This window comes from Campylobacter sp. BCW_6877, assembly GCF_001762445.1.
GTDB classification, from domain to species: domain Bacteria; phylum Campylobacterota; class Campylobacteria; order Campylobacterales; family Campylobacteraceae; genus Campylobacter_D; species Campylobacter_D jejuni.
Genome location: NZ_MJWW01000051.1, coordinates 1 through 2,255, shown reverse-complemented (window position 1 = coordinate 2,255; position 2,255 = coordinate 1). Strand labels below are relative to the sequence as shown.

The following is a 2,255-nucleotide window of genomic DNA, read 5'->3' as shown; positions in this document are numbered from 1 at the left end:
ATTCCAATAAAGAATATAAATTTCAAAGGAGAAGAAAATGAGCAATTTAATGATGGAACTTGCAATGATGGACAAGAAAGACTATTATAAAGAGTTTATAGAAAACGATGTAATAAGAGTTATATTTGGTTATAAAAATGAAAAGAAATATGATAGCGATGATTATTTTGAAATGTCGCTTAGAGTGTGGGTAGGAAAAGAATATTTTGATGAATTTCTTAATAATCCAAAAGTGGAAAACAATATGGAAGTTGTGAAATTATTTATGGAAACCCCATTTTTCAAAGAATTAGCAGAACAAACTATCAAGATTGATTTTAAAAATTGGGATTTTATAATCCCCGATTTTTTTAAAAAGCATAATATAAAAATAATTCCTTATTTTCAATTAGGCAATAATGAAAATTTAAGCCCAAAACAATTTTTTATGTTTCTAAAAGAACTAAAAGTTAAAGAATTAAAATATATAACCACCATTCTTTGCAGTAAATCAATTGAAGATGAGTATAAACTTTTGCATAAAAAATTTTAGTTAGCAAGAAAAAAAGGAGTTAAAATGTTATTAGAGAATATACAAGAAAATAATCAGTATTTTTTTCATTCCTTACAAAATGATATTGATGATATTGCAAAAAAATATATGGATAAATTTTTTGCAATTTTAACCCTAGCAAGAAATGAAAATACAAAGTTCGTAAATTTAAAGCATTTCAATAATTTAAAAAATGCTGAAATGGAAATTTTTTTTGATAATGTATTTAGAAACAATGAATTTAAAAAAAATATAAAAGATAAATTAAAATTATTTGATAAAGATAGGAAGCATTCAATAAAAAAAGGAAGTTACCTTGTGCTTATTTGTTTTTTAAATGAGTTATATAAAAATCTTATCATTGATGACAAACAATTTGAAAATTTGTTAGTTTCAACAACAAAAGAATATTTCATAAGAATAATTGATAAAAAAAGAAAAGGAATGATTAACATATATTTCCAAAAAGATAAAGAAATTGAATGGGAAGATAGATTTAAAATTGTAACAGATGGTTTTGGAGGCAATGATTATGATGAAAAAATGCTTTATTATGGATTAGAAAAAGCAAATTATATAAAAATAAATGAAAAATTTATAGAAGAAGAACTTGAAAAATTAAATTTATTTAAATTTATTTAAATACAAGGATTTAAAATGAAAAATATAGAAAAGGATAAAAAGAAAATGGTAGAAGAGAAAGAAAGTAAGGGGAGCAATCCTATACAATTAAGAATTAGCGATAAGACGAAAGAATACCTTCAAGAGAGAGCTGACAGCTTAGGTTTTCCTTTAAATACATATATTTATCATCTTATTATGAAAGATATGGAAACTTTAAATAAGGAGAAACAATGGTAGAAGGGAAAGAACAGGCACAAAGAGTTATGCTAACTATGAGTGCTAAACTCAAAGAAACACTAGATAAAAAAGCTGAAGAGTTAGGCATTAACACAACTCAATACATCATTAATCTTATTATAAATGATATAAAAGAAAAATAAAGATGTTAAATTAACGCTCGGATTTTAAATCTTTTTGTTGTCAGTTTTATTTTTCTCATTTTTGAGAAAAATACATTTTATTACTTTTTAGTAAGCATTTGCTATCATTAAGTAATGGCGAAAGAATACCTTCAAGAGAGAGCTGACAGCTTAGGTTTTCCTTTAAATACATATATTTATCATCTTATTATGAAAGATATGGAAACTTTTAATCAAAAGTGATTAAAAGTTTTTTCGAAATTTTGAAAAAACTTTAAATAAGGAGAAACAATGGTAGAAGAGAAAGAACAGGCACAAAGAGTTATGCCAACTATGAGTGCTAAACTCAAACATTAGTAATATCACAAAATTTCCTTCGCAAATTGCACTCAACGCTAAGTATAGTATAATAATCATTATAATTTATAATCATTATATCAGCATATTGATATCTTCCATTTTCAATTTCTTTTTTAGATTCTTTTTGTAATTTTAAAAGAAAATTATAATCTCTTTCTTTAAGTGTTTTAATATTTTTTATTTCGTTTAAATCAATTAAAGAATACTTTCCACGTGTTTTATACTCTTCATCAATTTTTTTAAGTGCAAATTCATATCCTTCTTTACTTCCTTGCTCTGAATTATAAGTATATTCTTTAAGTTTAGGTTCTCCACAACCTATAAAAATTAAAGATAATCCAAAAATAATTAAATGCAAACTTTTTTCTTTTTTCATTTTA

At 23.7% G+C, this 2,255-nt stretch carries 5 protein-coding genes; 4 read left to right on the top strand and 1 reads right to left on the bottom strand.

Features of this window, described 5'->3' with window-relative positions; genetic code table 11:
- The first annotated feature begins 37 nt into the window (after window positions 1-37).
- Genes AJ936_RS06960 through AJ936_RS10135 form a run of 4 tightly spaced genes read left to right on the top strand, consistent with a single transcriptional unit; the run spans window position 38 to window position 1,536 of the window.
- On the top strand, window positions 38-532 hold the full coding sequence (locus tag AJ936_RS06960; RefSeq protein WP_070274240.1) for a hypothetical protein: 495 nt from the start codon (window positions 38-40) through the stop codon (window positions 530-532).
- Between the two features lie 24 nt (window positions 533-556).
- Window positions 557-1,174 (top strand): hypothetical protein, encoded by a 618-nt coding sequence (locus tag AJ936_RS06955; protein WP_186820502.1) that lies wholly within the window; start codon window positions 557-559, stop codon window positions 1,172-1,174.
- A gap of 15 nt (window positions 1,175-1,189) precedes the next feature.
- A complete protein-coding gene (locus AJ936_RS06950; RefSeq protein WP_070274239.1) occupies window positions 1,190-1,393 on the top strand; it encodes a hypothetical protein in 204 nt (67 codons plus the stop codon).
- Entirely contained in the window at window positions 1,387-1,536 is a 150-nt protein-coding gene (locus AJ936_RS10135) for a toxin-antitoxin system HicB family antitoxin (protein ID WP_134225837.1), read from the top strand. The genes AJ936_RS06950 and AJ936_RS10135 overlap by 7 nt, the downstream gene beginning before the upstream one ends.
- 325 nt (window positions 1,537-1,861) lie before the next feature.
- Here the strand turns inward: AJ936_RS10135 and AJ936_RS10390 are convergent.
- A partial coding sequence (locus tag AJ936_RS10390; RefSeq protein WP_186820506.1) for a hypothetical protein occupies window positions 1,862-2,255 on the bottom strand: 394 nt, incomplete at its 5' end.